This window comes from Streptomyces violaceorubidus (genome assembly GCF_000717995.1).
Taxonomy (GTDB): Bacteria; Actinomycetota; Actinomycetes; order Streptomycetales; family Streptomycetaceae; genus Streptomyces; species Streptomyces violaceorubidus.
This window is the reverse complement of the sequence record NZ_JODM01000010.1, coordinates 111,332-135,060: the sequence shown is the minus strand read 5'-3', so window position 1 is coordinate 135,060 and position 23,729 is coordinate 111,332. Positions and strand designations below refer to the sequence as shown.

General features: G+C 72.7%; 16 protein-coding genes, 1 tRNA gene and 1 pseudogene. 5 read left to right on the top strand and 13 right to left on the bottom strand.

The window, feature by feature from the left end; translation table 11 throughout:
- Window positions 1-173 precede the first annotated feature (173 nt).
- Complete coding sequence (locus tag IE94_RS40380) at window positions 174-701, top strand: hypothetical protein (RefSeq protein ID WP_030184035.1); 528 nt, start codon at window positions 174-176, stop codon at window positions 699-701.
- Window positions 702-770: 69 nt separating this feature from the next.
- Here the strand turns inward: IE94_RS40380 and IE94_RS0115565 are convergent, their stop codons facing one another.
- Complete coding sequence (locus tag IE94_RS0115565; protein WP_030184032.1) at window positions 771-1,928, bottom strand: DUF2786 domain-containing protein; 1,158 nt, start codon at window positions 1,926-1,928, stop codon at window positions 771-773.
- A 144-nt stretch (window positions 1,929-2,072) separates the two neighbouring features.
- Between IE94_RS0115565 and IE94_RS0115560 the strand changes: the two genes are divergently transcribed.
- Together IE94_RS0115560 and IE94_RS0115555 are read left to right on the top strand one after the other, a co-directional pair.
- Window positions 2,073-2,849, top strand: a complete 777-nt coding sequence (locus IE94_RS0115560; RefSeq protein WP_030184030.1) for a Clp protease N-terminal domain-containing protein — start codon at window positions 2,073-2,075, stop codon at window positions 2,847-2,849.
- Window positions 2,850-3,122: 273 nt separating this feature from the next.
- A complete protein-coding gene (locus IE94_RS0115555; protein ID WP_030184026.1) occupies window positions 3,123-4,859 on the top strand; it encodes a bifunctional 3'-5' exonuclease/DNA polymerase in 1,737 nt (578 codons plus the stop codon).
- 80 nt (window positions 4,860-4,939) lie between these two features.
- On the opposite strand, the gene IE94_RS0115550 is transcribed toward IE94_RS0115555, so the two are convergent.
- Entirely contained in the window at window positions 4,940-5,863 is a 924-nt protein-coding gene (locus IE94_RS0115550) for a response regulator (protein WP_342450757.1), read from the bottom strand.
- A gap of 120 nt (window positions 5,864-5,983) precedes the next feature.
- Between IE94_RS0115550 and IE94_RS35655 the strand changes: the two genes are divergently transcribed.
- Window positions 5,984-6,631: a hypothetical protein gene (locus IE94_RS35655; RefSeq protein WP_030184020.1), complete on the top strand. Its 648-nt coding sequence runs from the start codon at window positions 5,984-5,986 to the stop codon at window positions 6,629-6,631.
- Between the two features lie 27 nt (window positions 6,632-6,658).
- Here the strand turns inward: IE94_RS35655 and IE94_RS35650 are convergent.
- The 10 genes and pseudogenes from IE94_RS35650 to IE94_RS0115495 form a co-directional block, all read right to left on the bottom strand.
- A pseudogene (locus IE94_RS35650) lies at window positions 6,659-7,425 on the bottom strand (transposase).
- Window positions 7,426-7,634: 209 nt separating this feature from the next.
- Window positions 7,635-7,711: transfer RNA gene (locus IE94_RS0115535), tRNA-Thr, on the bottom strand.
- Window positions 7,712-7,826: 115 nt separating this feature from the next.
- On the bottom strand, window positions 7,827-9,446 hold the full coding sequence (locus IE94_RS0115530) for an alpha/beta hydrolase (protein WP_030184017.1): 1,620 nt from the start codon (window positions 9,444-9,446) through the stop codon (window positions 7,827-7,829).
- A 116-nt stretch (window positions 9,447-9,562) separates the two neighbouring features.
- Window positions 9,563-10,768, bottom strand: coding sequence for a DNA polymerase III subunit delta' (locus IE94_RS0115525; protein ID WP_030184016.1), 1,206 nt, complete (start codon window positions 10,766-10,768; stop codon window positions 9,563-9,565).
- A 233-nt stretch (window positions 10,769-11,001) separates the two neighbouring features.
- The gene (tmk, locus tag IE94_RS0115520) at window positions 11,002-14,271 is read right to left on the bottom strand and encodes a dTMP kinase (protein ID WP_030184013.1); all 3,270 of its coding nucleotides are present in this window, start codon (window positions 14,269-14,271) and stop codon (window positions 11,002-11,004) included.
- 155 nt (window positions 14,272-14,426) lie between these two features.
- The gene (gene topA, locus IE94_RS0115515) at window positions 14,427-17,324 is read right to left on the bottom strand and encodes a type I DNA topoisomerase (protein ID WP_030184011.1); all 2,898 of its coding nucleotides are present in this window, start codon (window positions 17,322-17,324) and stop codon (window positions 14,427-14,429) included.
- Between the two features lie 268 nt (window positions 17,325-17,592).
- The gene (locus IE94_RS40375) at window positions 17,593-17,790 is read right to left on the bottom strand and encodes a hypothetical protein (protein WP_030184010.1); all 198 of its coding nucleotides are present in this window, start codon (window positions 17,788-17,790) and stop codon (window positions 17,593-17,595) included.
- A gap of 255 nt (window positions 17,791-18,045) precedes the next feature.
- A complete protein-coding gene (locus IE94_RS0115505; RefSeq protein WP_030184008.1) occupies window positions 18,046-19,563 on the bottom strand; it encodes a DUF7059 domain-containing protein in 1,518 nt (505 codons plus the stop codon).
- A gap of 62 nt (window positions 19,564-19,625) precedes the next feature.
- Window positions 19,626-20,216, bottom strand: a complete 591-nt coding sequence (locus IE94_RS0115500; protein WP_030184007.1) for a hypothetical protein — start codon at window positions 20,214-20,216, stop codon at window positions 19,626-19,628.
- Window positions 20,217-20,433: 217 nt separating this feature from the next.
- Window positions 20,434-22,839, bottom strand: a complete 2,406-nt coding sequence (locus IE94_RS0115495; RefSeq protein ID WP_030184006.1) for a sodium-translocating pyrophosphatase — start codon at window positions 22,837-22,839, stop codon at window positions 20,434-20,436.
- 124 nt (window positions 22,840-22,963) lie between these two features.
- Between IE94_RS0115495 and IE94_RS39915 the strand changes: the two genes are divergently transcribed.
- A complete protein-coding gene (locus IE94_RS39915) occupies window positions 22,964-23,107 on the top strand; it encodes a hypothetical protein (RefSeq protein WP_157849359.1) in 144 nt (47 codons plus the stop codon).
- 118 nt (window positions 23,108-23,225) lie between these two features.
- Here IE94_RS39915 and IE94_RS0115490 read toward each other — a convergent pair whose 3' ends face one another.
- Complete coding sequence (locus tag IE94_RS0115490) at window positions 23,226-23,657, bottom strand: ATP-binding protein (RefSeq protein ID WP_030184005.1); 432 nt, start codon at window positions 23,655-23,657, stop codon at window positions 23,226-23,228.
- Between the last annotated feature and the right edge of the window lie 72 nt (window positions 23,658-23,729).

Below are 23,729 nucleotides of genomic sequence, written 5' to 3'. Positions count from 1 at the left end.
CGGGTACGGCGGCGAGTACGGCCGCCGTCCCGCGTGGGGGCGTCCCGCGTGGGGGCGTCCCGCGTGAGGGCGGCCCGCGTGAGGGCGGCCCGCGCGGTGGGGTCCCGCGCGGTGGGGTCCCGCGCGGTGGGGTCCCGCGCGGTGGGGTCCCGGGCCCTCGCGCGCGCCGCTCCGTGCGGGCCGCGCTGCTCGGCCTCGGGCTGGCCGGTGCACTGGCCCTGACCGCGTGCACCGACGACGGGGGCTCCGACGGCGGTTCGGGCGGCGGTTCGGGCGGGGGCCCGGGCGGCGGCGACAAGTCCTCGGCGGCGCCCAGCGCGTCCGCGAGCACGGACCCCGGCGGCGACGCGGGCGGATCGCCGTCCGCCGGTGCCGCCGGCGAGCTGGAGGGCAGTTGGCTGGCGACCAACGACGGCCAGGCCGTCGCCCTGATGGTCACCGGCGACAAGGCCGCCCTGTTCGCCACCGGGGGGACCGTGTGCAGCGGTACCGCCGAAGACACCTCCGGCACCCGGACGGTCCGCCTCAAGTGCACCGGCGGCACCGGCGGCAGCGACGACCGGGCGACCGGCAAGGTCACCTCGGTCGGCGCCACCTCGCTCACGGTGGCCTGGGAGGGCGGCCTCGGCGAGGAGACGTACACCAGGTCGGAGGGCGGTTCCCTGCCGCCGGGCCTGCCGACCACCGGCATCGGTTCCTGAGCCGGGAGCGGGGAGCAGGGAGGCGGGGGCCGGACGGTCGGGGCCGGACGGTCGGCGCTGGTCTCCGGGTCAGCCCCGTTTCAGCGGCCGGTGACGGCCGACCCGGGCCGCGTCGGCCGCTCGGGTGCCCTCCGTCCAGCCGGCCGCGTCCGTGGCGCCGCGCAGACGGGTCGTGGTCGTCTGCGGGAACATGCGCTCCATGCGGTCGGTGACCGCTACCTCGCGGGAGGCGAGTACCGGCAGCAGGTCCGCGTCCGCCGCCTCGTCCGCCGCCGCACCCGTGGCCGCCTCCGCCGCGGCCCGCAGCCTGGTGCCCGCGCGGTGTGCGTAGGCGGCGAGGAACGACTGCCGGAAGGTCTTGGTGCGCTTGCGCCCGCCGGACCGCTGTCCGGCCTCCGCCTTCGTCATCGCGGCCTCCGCCTGCACCAGCAGGGAGGTGTAGAGGAGTTCCACCACCTCCAGGTCGGCCTCGAAACCGACGACGGTGGAGAAGCCGAAGGTCTCGTTCCACACCGCCCGGCAGTGGTTGGCGTCGGCCACCGCGTCCAGCAGCACCGCCTTGGCCTGCTCGTAGGGCGGCTCCACCCCGATCCGGCAGGCGCCCGGGGTGTCGGGCGAGGGCGCGTGCGCCGCCAGCAGCGCCTCGTCCACGCTGTGCCGCGCCATCAGTTCCTGCGCCTTCGCGCTCAGCGCCTCCGCCTCCTGCGGGTACCCGGTCGCCTCCGCCTTGGCGAGCAGCGCGCGGATACGGGCGAGGGCACGGGCCTCCGGCCGGTTCCCCCGCTCCCGACGCGGCGCCTCCCCCGCCTCCAGCGGCTCCAGGCCGGGCAGCCGCACCAGCAGGCGGTACAGCTCCAGTACGGCGGTGGCGTGCGAGAAGCGGTCGGGGCGGGGCGGCGGCGCCACGTCGTCCGCGTCCGGTACGTCGTCGAGCTGCGCGGCCCAGCGGGGACCGCGCGGACGGTCGTGCGGCGCCTGGGCGCGGATCAGCGCGCCCACCAGCCGTACGTGCGCGTCGTCCAGGTCGCGTCGCACGATCCGTACGAGGTCGGCGGGCTGCCAGCCGCGCCGCCAGGCCGTGGCCACGAACTCCTCGCCGCGCCGGGCCAGTTCCGCGTCCGCCGCCGGGTCGGCCGCGAGCAGCGAGGCGGCGGTGTCGAGGGCGGCGTCGGCGGTGTCGTACAGGGCGGTCTCGAAGGCACGGTCGACGGTGCGGGGCGTACTCACCCGGCGATGGTGCCACGACCGCCGGGCCCGTCCCACTCCGCGGAGTCGGGCCGACGGGGATCCTGCGGAGCCCGTCCGACCACTACCGACCCCGACTGTCAACCATCGGTTGACAGCCGGGAGGGCGCAACCTACGGTTGACACATGACGACGAACCCGAGCATCACGTCATCCGTACGCCTCGACGAGCTCATCACCGCGATCAAGAAGGTGCACCCGGAGCCCCTGGAACAGCTCCAGGACGCCGTCATCGCAGGCGAGCACCTCGGAGAGGTGGCCGACCACCTCATCGGCCACTTCGTGGACCAGGCCCGGCGTTCGGGCGCGTCCTGGACCGACATCGGCAAGAGCATGGGCGTCACCCGGCAGGCGGCGCAGAAGCGCTTCGTGCCCAAGGAGTCGGCCGACCTGGACGCGAGCCAGGGCTTCAGCCGCTACACGAACCGCGCGCGCAACGCCGTCATGGCCGCCCACAACGCGGCCAAGGCCGCCGGCAACGCCGAGGGACTGCCCGAACACCTCGTCCTCGGCCTGATCACCGAGCGCGAGAGCCTGTCCGCCAAGGCGATCGCCGCCCAGGGCGTAACCCTGGACGCGGTCCGCGAGGCGGCGATCGCGGCACTCCCGCCGGCCGCCGCGGAGGTCCCGGAGCTGGTGCCGTACGGCCCGGCGGCCAAGAAGGTCCTCAAACTCACCTTCCGCGAGGCCCTGCGCCTGGGTCACAACTACATCGGCACGGAGCACATCCTGCTGGCCCTGCTGGAGCACGAGCACGGCGAGGGCGTGCTCAGCGGGCTCGGCCTCGACAAGGAGGCCGCCGAGGGCTACGTCGTCGACGCGCTGGCGCAGTTCATCCAGATCACGGAGGAGAAGACCGACGCGGCCGGGGGGACGACCGGACCCGCGTCCGAAGCGGACTGAGGCCGTCGCCGTGGCAAGCGGCCGGCCATGGTCGTGGCGAGCGGCCGGCCGTCGCCGTGGCGAGCGACTGGCCGTCGCCGTGGCGAGCGACTGGCCGTCGTCGTCGCGAGCGGCCGGCCGTCGTCGTCGCGAGCGGCCGGCCGTCGCGAGTGTCCGTGGCGCGGGCGGGCCGTGGCGCGGGCGGGCCGTGGCGCGGGCGGGCCGTGGCGCGGGCGGCCGTCGCGAGTGCGGCGGCAAGGGGACGTTGTCAGACCCGGCTGCGACACTCGCGACATGGCCGAGAGGTGGGCGCTCGCGGTGGCCGAGGACGGTGGCGTGGAGGTCGCCGCCCTCGGCCCCGGCGGGCTGCCCGCCGGACCGGTGCGGCGGGAGCCCGACCTCGCCGAGGCCGTACGGGCCAGGCCGGGCGTCACGCGCTGGGTGTGGCGGTCCACCGCCGAGATCGCGCCGCACCTGCTCGCCGCGGGGGTGCGGGTGGAGCGGTGCTACGACGTGGAGGCCGCCGAGACCCTCCTGCTCGGTCACGAGGGGCGGTACGGGGAGCCGCACTCGGCCGCGGCCGCCCTGGCCCGGCTGCACGGCGGCCCCGTACCACCCGACCCGCCGCAGCGCTCCGCCCAGCCGGGCGCGCAGTCCCCGCTGTTCGAACCCGAGGCGGCCCGCCTCCCCCTGTCCGACCTGCTCGCCGTCTACGCCGAGCAGCAGCGCCGTCACGACCGCTCGGCGCACCCCGACCGGCTGCGGCTGCTGACGGCCGCCGAGTCGGCGGGGATGCTGGTGGCCGCCGAGATGAACCGCGCGGGGCTGCCCTGGCGGGCCGACGTGCACCGCCGGGTCCTGCACGACCTGCTGGGCGAGCGGTATGCGGGCGGGGGCGAACCGCGCCGCCTGGCCGAGCTGGCGGAGGAGGTGTCGGCGGCGTTCGGCCGCCGGGTGCGGCCCGATCTGCCCGCGGACGTGGTCAAGGCGTTCCGACAGGCGGGCGTGAAGGTCGGCTCCACCCGCCGCTGGGAGCTGGAGTCGCTGGACCACCCGGCGGTGAAACCGCTGATCGAGTACAAGAAGCTGTACCGCGTCTGGGTCGCCCACGGCTGGTCGTGGCTCCAGGACTGGGTGCGCGACGGGCGGTTCCGCCCCGAGTTCCTGGCCGGCGGCACCGTCACCGGCCGCTGGGTCACCAACGGCGGGGGCGGGCTCCAGATCCCCAAGGTGATCCGGCGGGCCGTCGTCGCCGACCCGGGCTGGCGGCTGGTCGTCGCCGACGCCGACCAGATGGAGCCGCGCGTGCTGGCGGCGATCTCCCGCGACCCCGGTCTGATGGAGGTGGCCGGCCGCGAGAGCGACCTCTACCAGTCCGTCTCCGACCGCGCCTTCGCCGGCGACCGCGCCCAGGCCAAGCTCGCGGTGCTCGGCGCGGTCTACGGCCAGACCTCCGGCGACGGCCTGAAGAACCTCGCCGCGCTCAGACGCCGCTTCCCCAGGGCCGTGGCATACGTCGACGACGCGGCCCGCGCGGGCGAGGAGGGACGGCTCGTGCGCACCTGGCTGGGCCGCACCTGCCCGCCCGCGGCCGGCGCGGCCGACGGCACGGAGGAAGCGGGCCTGCCGCAGGACGACCCTTCCGGCAGCTCCGGTTCCTCCGGTCCTACCGATTCCTCCGACGTCTCCGGCTCCGGGGAGCGTCCGCAGGAGTGGGTGCCGGGCTACGCGTCCTCCGACGCCCGCGCGAGGGGTCGCTTCGCCCGCAACTTCGTCGTCCAGGGCAGCGCCGCCGACTGGGCCCTGCTGCTGCTCGCCGCCCTGCGCCAAACCTGCGCGGACATGGCGGCCGAGCTGGTCTTCTTCCAGCACGACGAGGTGATCGTGCACTGTCCCGAGGAGGAGGCCGACACCGTCGTCGCGGCGATCCGGGACGCGGCGGAGCTGGCGGGACGGCTGACGTTCGGGGCGACGCCGGTGCGGTTCCCGTTCACGACGGCGGTGGTGGAGTGCTACGCGGACGCGAAGTGAACGGGATTCGGAGGGCCCGGAGGTGAGCGGGCGTCAGGTGGGACGCGAGGTGAGCGGGCGTCAGGTGGACGCGCCGTGTCCTACCGCTCGTCGAGGAGCCCGGCGTCGTGGGCGAGGACGGCGGCCTGGACGCGGTTGGCGCAGCCGGTGCGGGTGAGGATGCGGCTGATGTGCGCCTTGACCGTGCCGGCGCTCAGATACAGCCGGTCGGCGATCTCCTCGTTGGACAATCCGGTGCCGAGCAGCCGCAGCACGTCGCGTTCGGCCGGGGCCAGCTCGTCGATGCGGCGCAGCGCGGCCTCGGTGTCCCGGCCGGACCGCACATGCCGCTCCAGCAGTTGCCGGGTGATCCGGGGGGCCAGCACCGGCTCGCCCCTGGCGGCGAGCCGGACGGCCCGGATCAGGTCGGCGGGGCCGGTGTCCTTGAGGAGGAAGCCGCTCGCCCCGGCCAGCAGGGCCCGCGTCACGTGCGCGTGCTGCCCGAAGGCCGTCAGCATCACGACGCAGGTGCGGGGCGAGAGGCGGGAGATGTCCTCGGCCGCGGCGATACCGTCCCGGACCGGCATCTGGACGTCGACCAGGGCGACGTCGACGTCCTGGTCGCGACAGGCCGCGGCGGCCTCCCGACCGTCGCCCGCCTCGGCGACCACCTCGATGTCGTCGGCGTTCTCCAGGATGAGCCGGATTCCGGCGTGGACCTCGGCCTCGTCGGCCTCCGCTCCCGGCCCGCCGTGCGCCTCGTCCTCGCTGACCCAGCCCCGGCCGCCCCGGGCCTGGATGAAGCCACTGAGCCCACCGGACCTGCGCATCCCCGGGGCGATCGCCGCGCCCGCCTGCGCGTCCTCCCTCACCAGCTCCCCGAGCAGGGTGTCCGTCCCCACGCGAACCGCCGCGCTCCGCACCGCACGGCGCACCGTCGAGACGAGCACCTCCATGACGTCCGGCTCGAACTCCGTGCTCACCCCGACCCCGGCCAGGTCTGCCGTCGCCCCTCGCTGACCCATCACACGCCTCCTCACCGCGCGGCGTTCCGCCCCGCCCACTCGCAACGACGCTAAGGGCTGTCCCGCAACGTTGAGGCGGGCGGTTGCGAGACCGAGCGGTTCGGCGCCTATCCTCCTGCTGTGCAGCTGCCTCGGGATCCGTCGAACGTCGCCCATGCTCTGGAGGCAGCGTTTCCGACCCGTCTTTCCGGTGACGTGCAGAGCGTCCTGGCGGTCATGCCGGAGGCCAGGCTCGCACCGACGATGCCATTCGAGGTCGAGGTGCAGGGCGAGACCGTCGCCATCCCATCGCGCATCTACAACGAGGAGCCGAGCGCCGATTCGGAGCGGCCACCCCTGGCCGGGACTCAGCAGGTAATTTTGCACTGCCTGTACTCCCGGCACAGTGATGGCCAGGTCCGTCAGCGGCACCTTGAGCAGATTGTGGCGTCGGGCGAGCCGTGGGTAGTGCCATTCGTGGTGCAGTTGGCCGGCGAATACGTGCTGGAGATCATCAAGGCGATCGGCCGGGGTCTTCCAGGACTCGCCATCCCAGCCTCGGCCCAGCGCCGCCTCTACGGGGAGTTCATCGCTCGGAACCCGGCCTTCTTCGCCCGCACGGAGCGGCGCGTGGTGAGCTACTGGTCGTGCTACTACCGCTGGAAGTACGGAGCGTTTGGGACGTATCCAGGGTGCGTCCTTTTGGAAGCGTTCCGGGCCGCTGTGGTGGAACAGGTGGGCGCGCAGTGGCCGCGGCATACGCCGCACCCCGCTGGCGGACGCGGGTGAGGGACCTGCCTGAGTTCGGCCATGGCCCTATCCAGCAAGGTTGAGATTGTGCAGCCGGGCGATGCCGCGCACGGCGTGGTGGACACCGTCGCCCTTGAGCCTGCAGTCGCGGAGGATTTTCCAGGTCTTCATCCGGGCAAAGACGTGCTCCACTCGCGCACGGACCTGCTTGTGTGAGCGGTTGTGCTCCCGCTTCCAGCCGGGCAGTTCCTCGCCCTGAGTGCGGCGGTGAGGCCTGATCAATCCGGCCCCTGGATAGCCGCCATCAGCTATCACGGTCGTCCGGCCGACCGCTGCCTTGGCCCCCGATTCCTCCCACGCCTTGCAGTCGTTCCGGTTGCCCGGCAGCGGCCGACCGACCACAACGACCAGGCGGGTGTCGGCATCGATGACGACTTGGTGATTGGTGGAGTACCGGTAGTTCTTCGACTGCTCGGCCACCGCATGGTCTCGGGTGGGCACCAACGTCCCGTCCACGATCAGCACCGTGCCCCTCGCGAACCGGCGTCGGGGCGGCAAGGCCAGCAGAGGGCCGATGTGGTCGATGATCCGGTCGGCCGCCGACTTCGAACCCCGAACAGCAGGGCCAGTTGGCGCATGGTCAAGTTGGTTCGCCAGTAGGCCGCGACCAGGAGAATACGGTCTTCAAGCGACAGGCCCCACGGACGACCGGTCCGTGGTTCGGCTGAACTCTCACGCTGCACCGCGGTCACCAACTTGCCGAAGGAGCGCGGGCTCAGCCCGGTGAACGGACGTATCGAAGACGGCTCTGACGCCGTGATCACACCAGCCACATCAAGATCATCTCACCCGTGACCCTGTAGTTACGGGACACTCCTTAGGCGCCCCCACCCCACCCCCGCGCCTGCCGACCGGCCAGACTCCCGGTCCGATCGGCCCGCCCGAAAAGCACGGAGGCAAGGCGCGAGGTACGGAGGAGCAGCGGCGTTGAGGAAACGCAGAGGACCCGCAGGCCGGATGTCCGACCTACAGGTCTCGAAACTGGAGCCGCCTTCGGGATTCGAACCCGAGACCTACGCATTACGAGTGCGTTGCTCTGGCCATCTGAGCTAAGGCGGCGCGCCGTGCACCCATGGTGCGATCAGCAACGACGGTAAGTCTACACAGTTTCCCGGGGTGCTCCGAACCCGCCCCGGAGGCGTGGGCTCCGGGGCGGGGTGCGGGCGGACGGGGGCTATGAGCAGCGCTTGCCGTCCTCCGGGGCGGTGCCGCGGAGCAGGTACGTGTTGATCGCCGAGTCGATGCAGGCGCTGCCGCGGCCGTAGGCGGTGTGGCCGTCGCCCTCGTAGGTGAGGAGGTGACCGGAGGAGAGCTGGTCGGACAGGGCCTCGGCCCAGCGGTACGGGGTGGCCGGGTCGCGGGTGGTGCCGACCACGACGATCGGGGTGGCGCCGGCCGCCTCGATGCGGTGCGGCTCCCCCGTGGGCCTCACGGGCCAGTACGCGCAGTTCAGGGACGCCCAGGCGAGGCCCTCACCGAAGACCGGGGACGCCTTCTCGAACTCGGGGAGGGCCTCGCGCACCTCGTCCGGGGAGGAGAAGGCGGCGGGGAGGTCGAGGCAGTTCACGGCGGCGTTGGCGAACATCAGGTTGCTGTAGCCGCCGTCGGCCTCGCGCTCGTAGTAGCTGTCGGACAGGATCAGCAGGCCGGCGCCGTCCTTCTCCTTGATCGCCGAGGTGAGGGACTCGCGCAGTTGCTGCCAGGCGCCCTCGTCGTACATGGCCGCGATCACGCCGGTGGTGGCGAGGGACTCGGTGAGTTTGCGGCCGTCGGCGTCGCCGGCGGGGAGGGGCTTGGCGTCCAGGTCGTCGAAGAAGGCCTTGAGGTTCTTGCCGACCTGGTCGGGGGCGGTGCCCTTGCCGCCGAGGGGGCAGTCGGGCTGCCGTACGCAGTCCTTGGCGAAGGACTGGAACGCCGTCTCGAAGCCCTCCGTCTGCTCCAGGTTCAGGCGGCGCGCGGGCAGGGAGGGGTCCATCGCGCCGTCCAGGACCAGGCGGCCCGCCCGGGCCGGGAACAGGCCGGCATAGGTCGCGCCCAGGAACGTGCCGTACGACGCTCCGACGTAGGTCAGCTTCTCGTCGCCCAGCACCGCGCGCAGCACGTCCATGTCGCGCGCCGCCTCGATCGTGGAGACGTGGCGTAGGAGCTTGGGCGCATCGGCCCCGCAACCCTCGGCGAAGTCCTTGTAGGCGTCGACCAACTGGTCCGTCTCGCGCGCGTCGTCCGGGGTGGTGTCGGTCTGCGTGTACGCGTCCATCTCGCGGCCGTCGAGGCACTCGACGGGCTCGCTGCGGGCCACGCCCCGCGGGTCGACCGCCACCATGTCGTACTGGGCGCGGACCTTCGCCGGGTAGCCGATGCCCGCGTACTGCTGGAGGTAGCCGATCGCCGAGCCGCCCGGTCCGCCCGGGTTGACCAGCAGCGAGCCGAGCCGCTTGCCCGGTCCCGTGGCCTTCTTGCGGGCCACCGCGAGCCGGACGTCGCCCTCGCCCGGACTGGCGTAGTCGAGCGGGGCCTTCATGGTGGCGCACTGGAAGCCGGGGACACCGCAGTCGCGCCAGCCGAGCTTCTGCTCGTAGTACGGCGACAGCTCGGCGGGCGCGGCCTTCGGCAGGGGGGTCAGGGTCGGCGTCGCCGCCTGCGCCGAGCCCGCCGCCCGTGCCGCGGGGGATCCGGCGGACGTCGACGCGCCCCCGGCCGAGCAGGCGGTGGCGAGCAGCGCGGCGGCGAGCAGCGCGGCTCGGAAACGGGTGCTGCCGGTGCGGGTCCTGCGGTGAGTGCGCCTTGTGTGCATTCAGCGAGCGTAACTCTCCGCGACGAGCTCATCGCGGTACGTGGTTCACGTGGCCCGTACGTGTTACGGCGTCAACCGGGCGTGGCACGCGGCACGGCCTGGGGAGGGGCGCGCGCTCAGCCCGATCTGAGCGCCATCGTCATCGCCTCCACCGCCAGCAGCGGGGGCACGTTCCGGTCGAGGGCCTCCCCGCAGGCGGCGACCGCCTCGATGCGGCGCAGCGTGGACTCGGGCGTGCTGCCGCGGGCGAGCCGCTCCAGGGCGTCCTCCGCGTCGGCGTTGGCGATCGCCACGCGGGAGCCGAGCTGGAGCGCCAGGACGTCGCGGTAGAAGCCGGTCAGCTCGCTCAGGGCGAGGTCGAGGCTGTTGCGCTGGGTGCGTGCCTTGCGGCGTTTCTGGTCGGCCTCCAGGTCCTTGATCACGCCGGCCGTGCCGCGCGGGAGCCGGCCGCCCTGGGCCGCGCCCAGCGCCGCCTTCAGTTCCTCGGTCTCCTTGGCGTCCATCTCCTCGGCGAGCTCCTTGGCGTCCTCCGCGGCGGCGTCGACCAGCTCCTGGGCCGCCTTGAGTGCGCCGCCGACGTCCTCGACCCGCAGCGGCAGCTTCAGTACGGCGGCCCGGCGGTCCCGGGCGGCCTTGTCGGTGGCCAGGCGGCGGGCACGGTCGATGTGGCCCTGGGTGGCGCGGGCCGCCGCGGCGGCGACGTCCGGTTCGATGCCCTCGCGGCGTACGAGCATGTCGGCGACGGCCTCGACCGACGGCGTGCGCAGGTTCAGGTGGCGGCAGCGGGAGCGGATCGTGGGCAGGACGTCCTCGACGGAGGGGGCGCACAGCAGCCAGACCGTCCGCGGCGCCGGTTCCTCCACCGCCTTCAGGACGGCGTTGGCCGACTTCTCGTTCAGCCGCTCGGCCTCCTCGACGAGGATGATCTGCCAGCGGCCGTTCGCGGGGGAGGTGAAGGACTTGCGGACGGTGTCCCGCATGTCCTGGGCGCGGATCTCGGCACCCAGGGCGACCACGGTGCTGACGTCCGCGTGGGTACCGACCAGCGCCGTGTGGCAGCCGTCGCAGAAGCCGCAGCCGGGGACGCCGCCGAGGGCGCGGTCGGGGCTCACGCACTGCAGCGCGGCGGCGAACGCCCGGGCCGTCTGGGCCACACCGGAGCCGGGCGGGCCCGTGAACAGCCAGGCGTGCGTCATGCTCGTCGTCTGCGGCAGCGGGCCCTCGGCCGCGGCGGCGGTGACGAAGGCGTCGGCATCCCGGGCAGCGGCGGCGAGCGGCTCGCACACCTTCTCCTGCCCGACGAGGTCGTCCCACACGGTCATGGGTCACGCCGTCCTTCCGTCACACCGGGCCGTCGCACCCAGCCGTCACACCGATGCGCCGCGCTGATCCGCGCCGCACCCCCATTGTGCGGGGCGGCACTGACAACGCGGCGGGACCGCCGGGGCACGGACTGTCCCAGCGGTCCCAGCGGCCCCATCGGCCCCACCGGTCCCACCGGTCCCACCGGTCCCACCGGTCCCACCGGTCCCACCGGTCCCACCGGTCCCACCGGTCAGCGTCGTCCCCGACCCCTGCCCCGGCCACCGCGGCCCTCGTCGCGGCCGTCCTCGCCCTCGTCGTGCGGTCCCAGCAGCTCGTCCGCCAGTGTCGGCAGGTCGTCCAGCGGGGTCTCCTCGGCCCAGTCGGAGCGGCGCCTGCGGGGCGGCTCCCGGTCGGGATCGATCTGGGGCAGCTCACGCGTGCGGTCCTGGGCGTCCTCGGCCGGGCGCTCCTCCCGGAAGTAGCCCGGCGGGACCCGGTCGGCGGGGTCGTCCCCGCGTACGGGCGGCAGGACTGCCGTCTCGTCAGCCGCTCCCGGCGGCGTCACGGGCGGCAGGACCGCCGTCTCGTCGGCGTCCCGCGGCTCCACCGCCGGAAGCACCGCCGTCTCGTCCGCCGCGCCGGAGGGCACCGGCGGCTTGGGCAGCTCGGCCGTCACCTCGGACTCGGACTCGCCGGACGCCCGGCCGCCACCCTGTGCGTCCTCGGCTCCGTCCTCGGGCGTGTCCCGCACCGGCCGCAGGATCGCCGTGTCCTCCACCGGGCCGCCGGAGGCGTTGGTCGGGGTCACGATCGGGGTCGGCACCGTCGCCGCGTCGGTGGGGGTCGAGGCGGCCGGCTTCGGGTGCGGCGCGTCCGCCGCCGCGGGGGCCGCCGACTTGGGTCCGGCCGCGGCCACGGCCGCCGCCTGCTCCGCCGCCCGGCGCGCCTCCTCGGCCCGCAGCAGGGCCTCCTCTGCCTTGCGCTGCTTCTCCAGACGCCGCGCCTCGGCCTCCGCGCGCAGCCGCTCCTCCTCCTCGGCCTGCTTGCGGCGCCGCTCCTCCGCCGCCCGCAGCCGCGCCTCCTCCTCGGCGCGCGCCTTCTCCTCCGCGAGGAGCCGGGCCCGCTCCTCCTCGGCCTTGCGGCGTGCTTCCTCCGCCCGCCGCCTGGCCTCCTCGGCCTGCCGCTCGGCCTCGCGCCGCTGCGCCTCCTCCAGCTCGCGCCGCTTGCGCTCCTCCTCCTCGGCACGCACCCGCGCCTCCTCCTCGAGGCGCTCGCGCTCCAGGCGCTCCTCCTCGGCCTTGCGGGCGGCCTCTTCCTCGGCCTTGCGGCGGGCCTCCTCCTCGGCCTTGCGACGCGCCTCCTCCTGAGCCTTGATCTCGGCCTCGGACAGCGGCAGCACCTGGTCGAGCCGGTGGCGTACGACGGTGGTGACGGCCTCCGGTTCCTGGCCGGCGTCCACGACCAGGTAGCGCCCCGGGTCGGCGGCGGCCAGGGTGAGGAAACCGGAGCGCACACGCGCGTGGAACTCGGCGGGCTCCGACTCGAGGCGGTCCGGCGCCTCGGTGAACCGCTCGCGCGCGGCCTCCGGCGCCACGTCCAGCAGGACGGTCAGGTGCGGTACGAGCCCGTTGGTCGCCCAGCGGTTGATGCGGGCGATCTCGGTCGGCGACAGATCGCGGCCCGCGCCCTGGTAGGCCACCGAGGAGTCGATGTAGCGGTCGGAGATGACGACGGCGCCGCGCTCCAGGGCGGGCCGGACCACGGTGTCGACGTGCTCCGCGCGGTCGGCGGCGTACAGCAGCGCCTCCGCGCGGTGGGACAGTCCGGCGCTGGAGACGTCCAGCAGGATGGAGCGCAGGCGCTTGCCGACCGGGGTCGCCCCGGGCTCGCGGGTGAGCACGACCTCGTGCCCCTTGCCGCGGATCCACTCGGCGAGGGCCTCGGCCTGGGTGGACTTGCCCGCGCCGTCGCCGCCCTCCAGGGCGATGAAGAACCCGGTCGCGGCGGGCGTCGGCACCGGGTCGTCGCCGCCGAGCAGCGCGTCCCGCAGGTCGTGCCGCAGCGGCACGCCGGAGCGGTCGTCGACCTTGGCCAGCACCAGGGCGGCCAGCGGCAGCAGCAGGGCGCCGAGCAGCATCAGGACGAAGGCGGCGCCGCCGTGGGCGAAGACGAACTTGCCGCTCTCCAGCCGGTGCGGTCCGATCGCCGCGGCCAGCACGGGCCCGACGACCGCGCCCAGCGCCACGCAGACCCGGACGACCGCGTGCAGGTGCTCGGTGGTCCGTGCCCGGCGGTGGTCCTCGGTCTCCTGGTCGAGCAGCGCGTGCCCGGTGTTCGCGGCCACACCCGCGCCGACCCCGGCCAGCACGAGGAGCAGCAGCACGGTGGTGTCGTCCGGGACGAGTCCGGCGGCCAGCAGGGCGACGCCGGCGAAGGCGATGGCCAGGGCGAGCAGCCGCCGGCGGGACAGGGAGGGCAGCAGGGCGGGGGCGGTGCGGATGCCGACGACGACGCCGCCGGTCAGCGCGCCCACCGCCAACCCGTACAGCACGGGGCCGCCGCCCAGGTCCTTGGCGTGCAGCACCGCCACGGCGACCGTGGCGGCCACCACCGCGGCGACCGATGCGCAGGCGAACACCAGCAGCGGAAGCGCACCGGTGCGGCCCTTGTCGACGCCGCCGCCGCTCCTGGGACGGCGCAGGCCCTCCAGCGGCGACCGCGCGCGCGGGGTGCGCACCGCGGGCAGCTCCAGGAAGGTCACCACGGACAGGGACGCGGCGAACAGCCCGGCGGCCACGTACGAGCCGAGCGCCGCCTGGTGCTCGGCGAACCAGTCGACGCCGGCGCCCAGCAGGTTGTTCACGAGCCCCGCGACGACCAGCACGGTGGCCGCGAGCGGGATCGCCACGAAACTCGTGCGCAGCGACAGGCGGCGCAGCGCGTCCATGTGGTCCGGCAGCGGGCGTACCGTCGCGCCCTCGGGGGGCGGGGCGGGCAGCAGCGCCGGGGCCGCGCCCTCCCGGCACACCGTCCAGAAGCGCTCGGCGACGCCGGTGACGAAGACGGTCACCAGGAGGACGGCCAGCGCGTCGTCGGCCGTCCAGTCGATCCACAGCGGCGCGACGATCAGCAGGGCGGTCCGCAGCCCGTCGGCGCCGACCATGGTCCAGCGCCGGTCGAGCGGACCGTCCTGCGAGGTGAGTGAGGTCAGGGGCCCGAGCAGGACGGCGCCGAAGAGCAGCGTCGCCAGGATGCGGACGCCGAAAACGGTCGCCACTGCGAACGCCACGCCCCGGTAGCCCCCGCCGAACGAGCCCGCGCCGATCGCGGCCTGGACGGCGAGGAGGACCAGCACCAGCAGGGCGAGAATGTCGCCGACACCCCCCACGAGCTGTGCGCTCCACAAGCGCCTCAGCTGCGGGCGGCGCAGCAGGGCGCGGACGGCGCGCTCGCGGGAGTCCGCGACCAGGGCGTCGTCCGGGGCGGAGTGAGGGGCCGTTGGCTGCTCGGCTCGCGTCATGCGTTCAGCCTATCGGTCGCCGCCGACAGTCCGGCGTGCCCGGCCGAACGTACGCACGCCCCGACACCGAAATGATGCCGGGACGTTCGTTTTGCGAAGGGCGGGCGCGGCGCGGAGGGGCGCCGCTCGGCGGTTCGCGGTTTTCTGAGCGGGGCTCAGTCCTCCGACGCCTTCGACGCGGTCGCCTTCTTGGTCGCCGTCTTCTTCGCCGTGCTCTTGGCCGCGGTCTTCTTGGCGGCCGTGGTCTTGGCGGCGGCCGTCTTCTTGGTCGCCGCCGCCTTCTTGGCCGGGGCCTTCTTGGCGGCCGTCTTCTTCACGGCCTTCTTCGCCGTCTTCTTGGCGGGGCCCTTGGCGCGCTTCTCGGCCAGCAGTTCGTAGCCCCGCTCGGGCGTGATCTCCTCGACGCTGTCGCCGGAACGCAGCGTCGCGTTGGTCTCGCCGTCGGTGACGTACGGGCCGAAGCGGCCGTCCTTGACCACGACGGGCTTCTCGCTGACCGGGTCGGTGCCCAGCTCCTTGAGCGGTGGCTTGGCCGCGGCCCGGCCACGCTGCTTGGGCTGGGCGTAGATCGCCAGCGCCTCCTCCAGCGTGATCTCGAAGAGCTGCTCCTCCGTCTGGAGGGATCGCGAGTCCGTGCCCTTCTTCAGGTACGGGCCGTAGCGGCCGTTCTGCGCGGTGATCTCCACGCCCTCCGCGTCGGCGCCGACGACCCGCGGCAGCGACATGAGCCGCAGGGCGTCGTCGAGGGTCACCGTGTCCAGCGACATCGACTTGAACAGCGAGGCGGTGCGCGGCTTCACGGCGTTCTTGCCGGTCTTCGGGGTGCCCTCGGGGAGCACCTCGGTGACGTACGGGCCGTATCGGCCGTCCTTGGCGACGATGGCGTGGCCGGTCGCCGGGTCGGTGCCCAGCTCGAAGTCGCCGCTCGGCTTGGCGAGCAGTTCCTCGGCCAGCTCCACGGACAGCTCGTCGGGCGCCAGGTCCTCGGGGACGTCGGCGCGCTGGTGGTTCTCGGAGTCCTTCTCGCCGCGCTCGACGTAGGGGCCGTAGCGCCCGACGCGCAGCACGATGTCGTTGCCGACGGGGAAGGAGGACACCTCACGGGCGTCGATCGCGCCGAGGTCGGTGACCAGTTCCTTGAGGCCGCCGAGGTGGTCCCCGTCGCCGTTGCCCGCGTCGGCCGCGCCGCCGCCTGTCACGCCGTCGCCCTCGCCGAAGTAGAAGCGCCGCAGCCACGGCACCGACTGGGCCTCGCCGCGGGCGATGCGGTCGAGGTCGTCCTCCATCTTGGCGGTGAAGTCGTAGTCGACGAGCCGCCCGAAGTGCTTCTCCAGGAGGTTGACCACGGCGAAGGAGAGGAAGGACGGGACGAGTGCCGTGCCCTTCTTGAAGACGTAGCCGCGGTCCAGGATGGTGCCGATGATCGACGCGTACGTCGACGGGCGGCCGATCTCGCGCTCTTCCAGCTCCTTGACCAGCGACGCCTCGGTGTAGCGGGCCGGGGGCTTGGTGGCGTGGCCGTCGACCGTGATCTCCTCGGCCGTCAGCGCGTCGCCCTCGGCGACCTGCGGCAGTCGGCGCTCGCGGTCGTCCAGCTCCGCGTTCGGGTCGTCGGCGCCCTCGACGTAGGCCTTGAGGAAGCCGTGGAAGGTGATGGTCTTGCCGGAGGCGCTGAACTCGACGTCCCGGCCGTCGGAGGCGGCGCCGCCGATCTTGACCGTGACGCTGTTTCCGGTCGCGTCCTTCATCTGGGAGGCGACGGTCCGCTTCCAGATCAGCTCGTACAGCTTGAACTGGTCGCCGGTCAGCCCGGTCTCGGCGGGCGTGCGGAAGCGGTCGCCGGAGGGGCGGATCGCCTCGTGCGCCTCCTGCGCGTTCTTGACCTTGCCTGCGTACGTGCGCGGCTGGGGCGGCAGGTAGTCGGCGCCGTACAGCTGCGTCACCTGGGCGCGGGCGGCGGAGACCGCCGTGTCGCTCAGGGTCGTGGAGTCCGTACGCATGTAGGTGATGTAGCCGTTCTCGTACAGCTTCTGGGCGACCTGCATGGTCGACTTCGCGCCGAAACCGAGCTTGCGGCTCGCCTCCTGCTGCAGCGTCGTCGTACGGAACGGAGCGTAGGGCGAGCGGCGGTACGGCTTGGACTCGACGGAGCGGACGGCGAAGCGCGTGTTCTCCAGGGCGGCGGCGAGGGCGCGCGCGTTCGCCTCGTCGAGGTGGAGGGTGTTCGCGCTCTTGAGCTGCCCCAGGGAGTCGAAGTCGCGGCCCTGCGCGACACGCCGTCCGTCGACCGTCTGGAGGCGGGCGACCAGCGACGACGGGTCGGAAGCGCCCTCCCGTCGCCCACCACCACCCTCAATCGAAGTCGCTTCGCTCCCCTTGAATTCCGCGCGGCCGGTCGCGAAGGTGCCGGTGAGGTCCCAGTACTCGGCGGAGCGGAACGCCATGCGCTCGCGTTCCCGCTCGACGACGAGCCGGGTGGCGACGGACTGGACGCGGCCGGCCGACAGACGCGGCATGACCTTCTTCCACAGGACCGGCGAGACCTCGTAGCCGTAGAGGCGGTCGAGGATGCGGCGGGTCTCCTGGGCGTCGACCAGCTTCTGGTTCAGCTCGCGCGGGTTGGCGACGGCGGCGCGGATCGCGTCCTTGGTGATCTCGTGGAACACCATGCGCTTGACCGGGATCTTCGGCTTGAGGACTTCCTGCAGGTGCCAGGCGATGGCCTCGCCCTCGCGGTCCTCATCGGTGGCGAGGAAGAGTTCGTCGGAGTCCTTCAGCAGGTCCTTGAGCTTCTTGACCTGCGACTTCTTGTCGGCGTTGACCACATAGATGGGCTGGAAGTCGTGTTCGACGTCCACACCGAGGCGGCGGACCTCACCGGTGTACTTCTCCGGTACCTCCGCCGCGCCGCTGGGAAGGTCGCGAATGTGCCCGACGCTCGCCTCGACGACGTAGCCAGGGCCGAGATAGCCCTTGATCGTCTTCGCCTTGGCGGGCGACTCGACGATGACGAGTCGTCGGCCGCCCTTCGCGGTCTCGCTGGTCGGGGACAACTTCGCTCTTCTCTCCGGTCGACGCTGGGCCTTCCCAGGGCGTGGTCCCGGGTCGGGTCGTTCTGTGTTTCGATCGTGACGCTGCGGAGTGTGACGGTACCTCCCGCCCCCGTGTCAAACGGGAAAAGCCCGCAACGGCCACTCGAACGGTAACCCGACGAACCCGGTTCCTGCCGCCCGGAGTGCCCACCTGCCCCGACGCACGTATCCGGAGCGCGATCCCCCGATTACCCGGGCGGCGCCCCGGCCGGGGTCCGGAACCGGCCGCTCACACCTGGGTCAGGCACCAGACGCCGAGGCCCAGCGCGACCACGGCGGCGACGCTCGCGACGGTCGCCGATGCGACGGGGCTCACACCGTGCGCGACGGGCCGGCCGTGCCGCACCCGCGTCGTGGTCCATGCCAGCAGACCGGCCCCGAACAGGGCGAACACCAATCCCGCGAAGATCGCCGGCCCGCTCTCCATGGTCCCTGTGCCCCTTTTCTCCAGCCCGCGCGTGTTCAGCCTCCGGGAGGCTGTCACGCGCGGGCGGCGGGCAGGCGAACCCCGGGTGAACGGGGAGCCGACGGGTCCGCCGGGTGCCGTCGGGCGTGGCCGGTTCCCCGTGCACGGGGCGGGGCGACGGCACGGGCGGCGGCGGAAAAAGAAATGGGTGCGCGCACCCACGCCCGGCGTCCGCGCCATGGATGCGCCCGCCCACGCCCGGCGTCCGCGCCCCTTCTACGCCGGTTCGAGGAAGCCCTGCTCCACCAGCAGCCGGATCTGCGCGGGCGTACGGTCGCGCAGGGCCACCGGGTCCTCGCCCACCAGCTGGGCGATGGCGTCCAGGATCCGGCCCGCGCTCATGGTGCCGTCGCAGACCCCCGCGAAGCCGGCGCCGACCGTGTCGACGCGGGTGGCCCGGCGCATGCCGCGGTTCTGGCGCAGGACGACGTGCTCCGGGTCCTCGGCGCCGGGCAGCCCGACCTGCTCCTGGACGACCTCTCCGGCCAGCGTGAAGTGGGCTTCCAGCAGGGCCGCGTCGTCGTGGGAGCGCAGGTAGTCGACGCGGTCGAAGTGGGCGCGCACGGTCTCGCCGAGCGGCTGCTCGACCGGGTGCGGCCATTCCTCGGCGACGAGCGAGGGCTCGGCGGCCGCGGTCCGGCGCAGCGTGATCCACCCGAAGCCGACGGCCCTGACCTTGCGGGCCTCGAACTCGTCCAGCCACGCGTCGTACCGCGCCTGGTAGTCGGCCGGGTCGCCGCGGTGGTCGCCCGCGTCCCTGAGCCACAGCTCGGCGTACTGGGTGACGTCCTGCACCTCGCGCTGCACGATCCAGGCGTCGCAGCCGCGCGGCACCCAGGAGCGCAGCCGGTCTGTCCAGTCCTCCCCCTCCACGTGCTGCCAGTTGGCGAGGAAGTGCGCGAACCCGCCCTCGTTCAGGCGCTCCCCCGTCTGCTGAACGAGCGAGCGGCACAGATCGTCCCCGCTCATCCCGCCGTCGCGGTAGGTGAGTCGGGCACCCGGTGAGATCACGAACGGCGGGTTGGAGACGATGAGGTCGTACGTCTCGTCGCCGGCGACCGGTGCGTAGAGGGAGCCTTCGCGCAGGTCGGCGGCCGGGGCTCCGGACAGGGCGAGGGTGAGCGCGGTGATGTGCAGCGCGCGCGGGTTGACGTCGGTGGCCGTCACGCGCGTGGCGTGCGCGGCGGCGTGCAGGGCCTGGATGCCGGAGCCGGTACCGAGGTCGAGGGCGGCGGAGACGGGCGTGCGGACGGTGAGGCCCGCCAGGGTCGTGGAGGCACCGCCGACGCCGAGGACGACGCCCCGGGCGTGTCGGCCGATGCCCCCGGCGCCGCCGACCGCGCAGCCGAGGTCGGAGACGATGAACCAGTCCTCGCCGTCGGACCCGCCGTAGGGCCGCACGTCCACGGTGGCCGCCACCTCGTCGTCGCCCGCGCGGTCGAGCCATCCGCTTTCCAGACAGGCGTCGACGGGCAGGACGTCCGCCACGCGCGCGCGGGGGACGGGTTGCTGGAGCAGGAACAGCCGGACGAGCAGTTCCAGCGGCGTGTCGCCGCGGGTCGCCCGGAGCGCGGGCACGGTCTCGCTGCGCGACAGCGCCGCGTACGCGGGGGCGCCGAGCAGCTCCAGCAGTCCGTCGGCGGTGAAGGACGCCCCGAGCAGGGCGTCCCGCAGCCGGGCGGTGACGTCGGGGCGGTCGGCGGAGGGCAGGGGGGAGAGGCTGGCGTTACTCACACCCCCATTGTGGCCCGGCGGTCACCGCCCCGCCCCGCGTCCTCGTGGGGACGCCGGCCCCGTCAGCCCTCGGCGGCCGACGGCGTCACCGAGGCCGACTTGCAGCTGGACTGCTTGGCCATCGCCTTGCCGACGTCGCCCTCCTCCAGGGTCTTCAGCGCGTTGCTGCCGCTCTTGCTGAGCTTGTTCAGCTCGGTGGCGATGTCCTTGAGGCCGTCGGCGAAGTTGGCCTGGTTCTTGGTGTCGAGCTCCTCCACCTGCTTGCGCAGGGAGGCGTACGACGAGGAGAGGCCGTTCAGCTCGGTGACCGCGTCCTTCTGCTTCTTCTCGCCGTCGTCGACGTCCGGGGGGCCGGCCTTCTGGACGGTGGCGCCCATCGCCTTGTAGGCGTCGGACATGTCCTGGAACGCCTTGGCGTCGGTCTTCTGGACCTCGGCGGGGGTGCTGTTGTCCGAGGTCTCCTTCTGAATCGCCGCGTTGGCCGCCTCGATCTTCTTGGCCTGCGGCTGCACGCCCTCGCAGACCTCCTTGGCCCAGGAGTCCAGCTTCTCGTTGTCGTCGCTGCTGCTGCATCCCGTCAGCGCCAGTACCAGTACCGCACCGCCGGACAGTGCGGCCGCGAGCTTCTTGTTCACCGGATTGGTCCCTTCCATGGCTCTCGGCCCCGGAACATACACGCCGGATGGAGGACATCGACCGGACGAACATCCGTTAAGACCGTATTGAAGCCATTTGCACCAAGAGAGAGAAGGCTCACGGTGACGGGCGCGCGCACGCGCGGAACGGGCGGACGGCGCGTCAACGCGCGCCGTCCGCCCGTCCTTTGAGCCGCACCTCGGGCGAGGCGGTACCGCGGGGTCCGGGGCGGATCTACGAAACCACCGCGGGGTTCGCGGACTTGGGCTTCTGGTCGGTGTCGTCCTCCTCACCCATCGCGATCCCGCGCCGCTTGGACACGTAGACCGCCGCCGCGATGACCACGAACGCGACGACGGCGATCAGCACCCGTACCCCGACGCTCTTGTCGGCTCCGTACGAGAACTTGATGACCGCGGGGGCGATGAGCAGCGCGACCAGGTTCATGACCTTCAGCAGCGGGTTGATCGCCGGGCCCGCGGTGTCCTTGAACGGGTCGCCGACCGTGTCGCCGATCACCGTGGCGGCGTGGGCCTCGCTGCCCTTGCCGCCGTGGTGGCCGTCCTCGACGAGTTTCTTGGCGTTGTCCCAGGAGCCGCCGGAGTTGGCGAGGAACACCGCCATCAGCGTGCCGGCGCCGATCGCGCCCGCCAGGAACGCGCCGAGCGCGCCCACGCCGAGGGTGAACCCGATGAAGATGGGCGCCATCACGGCGAGCAGGCCGGGCGTGGCGAGTTCCCGCAGGGCGTCCCTGGTGCAGATGTCGACGACCTTGCCGTACTCGGGTTTCTCGCTGTAGTCCATGATCCCGGGCCGTTCCCGGAACTGCCGGCGCACCTCGAAGACCACCGCGCCCGCCGACCGCGACACCGCGTTGATCGCCAACCCGGAGAAGAGGAAGACGACCGCCGCTCCGGCGATGAGCCCGACCAGGTTGTTGGGCTGCGAGATGTCCATCATCAGGTTCATCGGCGCGCCCTCGCCGCTGAGTTTCTCGCCCACGTCCGCCGCGCCGGTGGTGATGGCGTCGCGGTACGAGCCGAACAGGGCCGCCGCCGCGAGGACGGCGGTGGCGATGGCGATGCCCTTGGTGATGGCCTTGGTGGTGTTGCCGACGGCGTCCAGGTCGGTGAGCACCTGCGCGCCGGCGCCCTCGACGTCGCCGGACATCTCCGCGATGCCCTGCGCGTTGTCGGAGACCGGCCCGAAGGTGTCCATGGCGACGATGACGCCGACCGTGGTGAGCAGGCCGGTGCCGGCCAGCGCCACCGCGAACAGCGCCAGCATGATCGACGTGCCGCCGAGCAGGAAGGCCCCGTAGACGCCGAGGCCGATCAACAGGGCGGTGTAGACGGCGGATTCGAGGCCGAGCGAGATCCCGGCGAGGACGACGGTGGCGGGACCGGTGAGCGAGGTCTTGCCGATGTCCTTGACGGGGCGCCTGGTGGTCTCGGTGAAGTAGCCGGTGAGCTGCTGGATCAGCGCCGCGAGGACGATGCCGATCGCGACCGCGACCAGGGCGAGGATCCGCGGGTCGCCGCTCCTGCCCGCGATCGCCGCGTCGGTGACGCCGTCCAGGTCGGCGTAACTGCCGGGGAGGTAGACGAAGACGGCGACCGCCACCAGCACCAGCGAGATCACCGCGGAGATGAAGAAGCCCCGGTTGATCGCGCTCATGCCACTGCGGTCGGACCGCCGGGGCGCCACCGCGAAGATGCCGATCATCGCCGTGAGCACGCCGATCGCCGGAACCAGCAGCGGGAACGCCAGCCCGGAGTCACCGAAGGCGACCTTGCCGAGGATCAGCGCCGCCACCAGGGTGACCGCGTACGACTCGAAGAGGTCGGCCGCCATGCCCGCGCAGTCGCCGACGTTGTCGCCCACGTTGTCGGCGATGGTCGCGGCATTGCGCGGATCGTCCTCCGGAATGCCCTGCTCGACCTTTCCGACCAGGTCGGCGCCGACGTCGGCGGCCTTGGTGAAGATCCCGCCGCCGACCCGCATGAACATCGCGATCAGCGCGGCACCGAGGCCGAAGCCCTCCAGGACCTTCGGCGCGTCGGCCGCGTACACCAACACCACGCAGCAGGCGCCCAGCAGGCCGAGCCCCACCGTGAACATGCCGACGACGCCGCCCGTACGAAAAGCGATCTTCGTCGCTTTGTGCGAGACGAGAGTGAGATCCTTTTCCGGTTCGCCGGGGGCCGGTGTCGCTTCCCGCGCCGCCGCGGCGACGCGCACATTGCTGCGTACGGCGAGCCACATACCGATATAGCCGGTGGCCGCCGAGAACGCCGCGCCGATCAGGAAGAAGATCGAACGTCCGGCACGTTGATTCCAGTCGTCCGCGGGCAGCAGCATGAGCAGGAAGAACACGACGACGGCGAATACGCCGAGCGTGCGCAACTGCCGGGCCAGGTAGGCGTTGGCGCCTTCCTGGACGGCCGCCGCGATCTTCTTCATGCTGTCGGTTCCCTCGCCCGCCGCGAGCACCTGGCGCACCAGGACACCGGCGAGCACCAGCGCGGCCAGGGCGACGACCGCGATGACCGCGACCAGGACGCGGTTTCCGTCGGTCAGCACGGCGGCTGCGAGGTGGGAGGGATCGCCCAACTGATGAGGGGTGGAAAGCTCCGCCATTCGTCCTCCTTGACGCTTGGGCTGAGCTCAAGATGTGGACGGGATTGTAGGTACCGGAACCTGATCAAAACAGTGCACGACAAATGGAATTGACCTGTCAACCGCAAGGGGCGGGGAAGTAGTAATGCCCCTCCGGCATTATTGCCGTGATCCATTCGGTGATCCGCTTGGGGATCCGCTTGCCGATCTGCTCGCTGATCTGTTTGCCGACCTGTTTGCTGATCTGTTTGCTGATCTGTTTGCTGATCTGTTTGGGGATCCCCTGTGATCAATTATCGTGCGATTGATCGTGAATTCATTCACTTGGCGCCCGCACGTCCCCAATGTATGTCCGCACATGACAAAGGGCCCCACCAGGTGGGGCCCTTCGGGTGACACGGGAGGGATCAGACCGGCGGCAGCACCGCCGGCGCGGTCGGCCAGGTCATGCGGATCAGCCCGCCGTCCTCGCCCGCCGTGACCTCCACGTCGTCCACGAGTCCGCTGATGACCGCGAGGCCCATCTGGTCCTCCTCGGCCTCCAGCTCGTCGGCGGCGTCCCCAGAGGCATTGATCCCGGGAACCGCGTGCGGCGCCTCGTCACCGACCTCGATGGAGAACTGCTTCTCCTCCTCGATCAGCGACACCTTGACCGGCGCCGTGATGCCGACGTGCTGATGCAGGCCCACGGCCCGGGTGCAGGCCTCGCCGACGGCGAGCCTGACCTCGTCGAGGACGGCCTCGTCCACTCCGGCCCTGCGCGCCACCGCGGCCGCCACCAGACGGGCGGTGCGGACGTGCTCGGGCAGCGCGCTGAAGCGGAGTTCGACGGTGGCCATGCATCCCCCTCGGAACTACGGGCGTGCTTTCGAGGGTCCGGGCCGCCGACAGCCCGGACCCCCCTCGTTCTC